This window comes from Nocardia sp. NPDC003963 (genome assembly GCF_053605105.1).
In genome coordinates this window covers 1-4,690 of the sequence record NZ_JBSGIP010000104.1, presented here as the reverse complement: position 1 = coordinate 4,690, position 4,690 = coordinate 1, and the positions used below count along the sequence as shown (strand labels likewise).

Below are 4,690 nucleotides of genomic sequence, written 5' to 3'. Positions count from 1 at the left end.
TTCGGGGTCCGGATACCGCACCCGCCGGCCCGTCCAGTTGACAAAGCTGAGGACGCGAGTCCCGGAATCGTCGATTTCGTGGCGCGGATACTCCTGCCGTCGAGGCCGCGCCCGCCGCCGCGTCGGCTCCCGCGGCCGCCGCGCCCGCCGCCGATACCGCCGCGAAGAAGGATTCGGCGCCCGCGGACAAGGGCAAGACCGATCAGGCCGCCACCAACGGCACGGCGACCGCCAACGGCACCGCAGGCAACGCCGCGGAGACCGAATCGGGTGCCAAGACCGAGGCCAGAGCCGACAACAAGTCGACCGACGGCACCGAGGACTCGGGCCGGGATTCCGGCCAGCGCGGCCGGGGCCGCCAGCGTCGCGGCCGGGATCAGCAGCCCAAGAACGGTGAGCCCGCCGGTGAGGACGCCAAACAGGACGGCGCCAAACAGGACGGCAAGGACGGTAAGGACGGCGAGCAGGGCGAACGCCGCCGTGACCGTAACCAGTCCGGCCAGCAGAATCAGGGCGGCGACCAGCGTGGCTCCGGTGCCAACCGGGGCGGCGATCGCGGTGGTGACGACGAAGAAGGTGGCCGTGGCCGCCGCGGCCGCCGGTTCCGCGAACGCCGCCGGGGTCGCGATCGCGACGGTGGCGGCGGTGAGGCGCGCGAGCCCGAGATCCGCGAAGACGATGTGCTCCAGCCGGTCGCGGGCATCCTCGACGTACTGGACAACTACGCCTTCGTGCGCACCTCCGGCTATCTGGCCGGCCCGAACGACGTCTACGTCTCGATGAACCTGGTGCGCAAGAACGGCCTGCGCCGCGGCGACGCGATCACCGGCGCGGTCCGCGCCCCGCGGGACGGTGAGCAGAGCAACCAGCGGCAGAAGTTCGATCCGCTGGTGCGGCTGGACACCGTCAACGGTGCCGAAATCGATTCGGCCAAGCGCCGCCCCGATTTCAACAAGCTCACCCCGCTGTACCCGAACCAGCGGCTGCGCCTGGAAACCCAGCAGAACAAGCTGACGACCCGGGTGATCGACCTGATCATGCCGATCGGTAAGGGTCAGCGCGCGTTGATCGTGTCCCCGCCGAAAGCCGGTAAGACCACGATCATGCAGGACATCGCCAACGCGATCGCGATCAACAACCCCGAGTGCTACCTCATGGTGGTCCTGGTCGACGAACGTCCCGAAGAGGTCACCGATATGCAGCGTTCGGTGAAGGGTGAGGTCATCGCCTCGACCTTCGACCGGCCGCCGTCGGATCACACCTCGGTCGCCGAACTGGCCATCGAACGGGCCAAGCGCCTGGTCGAAATGGGCAAGGACGTGGTGGTGCTGCTCGACTCCATCACCCGCCTCGGCCGCGCGTACAACAACTCCTCGCCGGCCTCGGGGCGCATCCTGTCCGGTGGTGTCGATTCCACCGCGCTGTACCCGCCCAAGCGGTTCCTCGGCGCGGCCCGCAATATCGAGAACGGCGGTTCGCTCACCATCATCGCCACCGCCATGGTGGAAACCGGTTCGACCGGTGACACGGTGATCTTCGAGGAGTTCAAGGGCACCGGTAACGCCGAGCTCAAACTGGACCGCAAGATCGCCGAGCGGCGAGTGTTCCCCGCGGTGGACGTCAACCCGTCCGGCACCCGTAAGGACGAACTGCTGCTCAACCCGGACGAGGCCGCGGTCCTGCACAAACTGCGCCGTGTCCTGTCCGGTCTGGACTCGCACCAGGCGATCGATCTGCTGATCGACCGTCTGCGCAAGAGCAAGAACAACCTCGAGTTCCTGATGCAGGTCTCCAAGACCGCACCGGGCGCGCTGGACGAATGAGTTGTGTTTTTCGGCGCCGCCTGCGGCGTCGCGGGGCCGGGACCCCCTGAAGTCCCGCCTTCGGGGCCTCGCCGGCCTCGGCACCGAGTGGGTCGACCTTTCCGAAAGGTCGACCCACTCGGTGTTTCCGGGGTGGCGTGGTCGTTGCGAGGGCGTCGGTAGGGCGGGTCACCGACGGCGCGTGGAACAAAACCCGGGGTGGGGGCGTTGCAGCGGGCATCGGCGGTTCTGGCATAATCGACCGCCGTGCGTCTGCGATTCGCGCAGACAATCCCGCCTGAAGTCGGTTCCGGTTCACGTTCGAGGCAGTATGCCGCGAGCGACCCGGCGACCAATATCGAGAGGACACCCATGAAGGCAGGAATTCACCCGACCTACGTCGACACCACGGTGGTCTGCGGTTGCGGTAATACCTTCCAGACCCGCTCCACCAAGGAATCGGGACATATCACCGTCGAGGTCTGCTCGCAGTGCCACCCGTTCTACACCGGCAAGCAGAAGATCCTGGACACCGGCGGTCGTGTGGCCCGCTTCGAGGCCCGCTACGGCAAGCGTGCCAAGAAGGAAGCCGACGCCAAGTAGCTTTCCCGCCAACGCCCGGTCCTGCTCTTCGCAGGCCGGGCGTTGGCGCTTTTCTACCCACCCTCCCCGCGTCGTCCTTTCGAGTAGGAGCCACGTTCATGGCCGAGAAAACCGCACCGTCCGCGATCGACGATGTGCTGGCCGAATACGCCGGACTGGAAACCCAGCTGGCGGACCCGGCCCTGCACAACGATCCGGACGCCGCCCGGCGGGTCGGGAAGCGGTTCGCCGAACTGGCCCCGGTGATGACCACCTACAAGAAACTCTCCGCCACCCGCGACGACCTCGAGGCGGCCCGGGAACTGGCCGCCGACGATTCGGCATTCGCCGCCGAAGTACCCGGCCTCGAGGAACAGCTCGAAGAACTCGAGAAACAACTCGCCGACCTACTCGCCCCGCGTGATCCGCACGACGGCGACGATGTGGTGCTGGAAGTGAAATCAGGTGAAGGCGGCGAAGAATCGGCACTGTTCGCCGCCGATCTGGCCCGGATGTACGTCCGGTACGCGGAACGGCGCGGCTGGAAGGTCGAAATCCTCGACGCGGCCGTCTCTGACCTGGGCGGTTACAAAGAGGCGACGCTGTCCATCAAGAGCCGCGACACCGCCCGCGACGGGGTGTGGTCGCGCTTCAAATTCGAGGGCGGGGTCCATCGGGTGCAGCGGGTGCCGGTCACCGAATCCCAGGGCCGGGTGCACACGTCGGCGGCCGGCGTTCTCATCTATCCCGAACCCGACGAGGTCGAAGAAGTGCAGATCGACGAAAGCGACCTGCGCATCGACGTCTACCGTTCCTCGGGCAAAGGCGGCCAGGGAGTCAACACCACCGATTCGGCGGTCCGGATCACCCACCTCCCGTCGGGAATCGTCGTCACCTGCCAGAACGAACGCTCGCAGCTCCAGAACAAGGCCCGTGCCATGCAGGTCTTGGCGGCGCGCCTGCAGGCTCTCGCCGAAGAACAGGCGGAGCAGGAAGCAGCGGAAGGCCGGGCCGGACAGATCCGCACGGTCGATCGCTCCGAACGCATCCGCACCTACAACTTCCCGGAGAACCGTATCGCCGACCACCGCATCGGCTACAAAGCGCACAACCTGGACGCGGTCCTGAACGGCGAGATGGACGCACTCCTGGATGCCCTGGCCACCGCGGACCGCGCAGCACGCATGGCCGAATAGATTCCGACACCCGCCGACCTTCCGAAAACACACCAGAATGTCCGAGATGACCCGCGTTCAGCTCCGCCCTGCACTTGCCGAGGCAACGAGAATTCTCGACAGAGCCGGCGTGCCCAGCCCGCGCGCGGACGCCGAGCAACTCGCCGCGCATCTGCTCGGTGTGGAGCGCTCCCGTTTGCTGCTGCACCCCCTCATCGACCCGGAGCAGCTCACCGGCTATCGGGCGCTGGTGGCCCGCCGGGCGGAGCGAGTGCCGCTGCAGCATCTCACCGGGCGCTCGTATATGGGTGAGATCGATCTCCACGTGGGCCCCGGCGTTTTCGTACCGCGCCCGGAAACCGAACTGCTCTTCGCCTGGGCGCTCGCCCACCTGGAGGTGGTTCGGCATGATCACACACCCGTGGTGGTGGACCTGTGCACCGGCTCCGGAGCGCTCGCTCTGGCTTTGGCGCACGCCCGGCCCGATGCCGATGTACATGCGGTGGAACTGGATCCGGACGCGCTGAGCTGGGCGCGCCGCAATGCCGAAGAGCGTGCCGCCGACGGTGATACTCCGATCACCCTGCACCACGACGATGTCACCGATCCGTATCTGCTCACCGAACTCGACGGGTACGCCGATCTGATCGTCGCCAATCCGCCCTATATCCCCGACAGTGCCGAACTGTCTCCCGAGGTCGCCGACCACGACCCGCACCGGGCGCTGTTCGGTGGCTCCGACGGCCTGGATGTCATCCGCCCCCTGGTGCCGCTCATCGGCCGCCTGCTGCGACCCGGTGGGGGAGCGGCGATCGAGCACGACGACAGCAACGGCGGTGAACTGGCCCGGCTGCTGGCCGGCGACGGCCGGTTCACCGATATCGTCGAGCATCCCGACCTGGCCGGGAAGCCACGCTTCGTGGCTGCTGTACGTCTGAACTGACGGTTAGTTGTACACCCGGGCTTCGAATCCGTGCGGCCCGCACAGCAGCGGCTTCCCGAGAGATACCCCCCGGAAGTAGTACGCGGCGTAACCCCATGAGTCGAGTTCTGCGAGACACCTCGAAGGGTTGAGGCCCGTCCCGCCGTTCAGGCCTCGAAGCGCATGCGCGAAGCGCGAGTCTCGAGGCC

The 4,690-nt window shown here is 67.1% G+C and carries 3 protein-coding genes and 1 pseudogene; all 4 read left to right on the top strand.

The window, feature by feature from the left end; genetic code table 11:
• Positions 1 to 551: 551 nt before the first annotated feature.
• Positions 552 to 1,823 (top strand): annotated as a pseudogene (rho, locus tag ACWEWT_RS38470) (transcription termination factor Rho); the annotation flags it as partial.
• A gap of 351 nt (positions 1,824 to 2,174) precedes the next feature.
• A complete protein-coding gene (gene rpmE, locus ACWEWT_RS38465; RefSeq protein ID WP_030522405.1) occupies positions 2,175 to 2,405 on the top strand; it encodes a 50S ribosomal protein L31 in 231 nt (76 codons plus the stop codon).
• 98 nt (positions 2,406 to 2,503) lie between these two features.
• Positions 2,504 to 3,580 (top strand): peptide chain release factor 1, encoded by a 1,077-nt coding sequence (gene prfA / locus ACWEWT_RS38460; protein WP_452565883.1) that lies wholly within the window; start codon positions 2,504 to 2,506, stop codon positions 3,578 to 3,580.
• 46 nt (positions 3,581 to 3,626) lie between these two features.
• The gene (prmC, locus tag ACWEWT_RS38455; protein ID WP_452565882.1) at positions 3,627 to 4,502 is read left to right on the top strand and encodes a peptide chain release factor N(5)-glutamine methyltransferase; all 876 of its coding nucleotides are present in this window, start codon (positions 3,627 to 3,629) and stop codon (positions 4,500 to 4,502) included.
• Positions 4,503 to 4,690: the final 188 nt, after the last annotated feature.

Excerpts from the sequence above, each read along its gene's own strand:
- prfA (WP_452565883.1), top strand. The coding sequence starts at position 2,504 with ATGGCCGAGAAAACCGCACCGTCCGCGATCGACGATGTGCTGGCCGAA.
- prmC (WP_452565882.1), top strand. The coding sequence starts at position 3,627 with ATGACCCGCGTTCAGCTCCGCCCTGCACTTGCCGAGGCAACGAGAATT.
- rpmE (WP_030522405.1), top strand. The coding sequence starts at position 2,175 with ATGAAGGCAGGAATTCACCCGACCTACGTCGACACCACGGTGGTCTGC.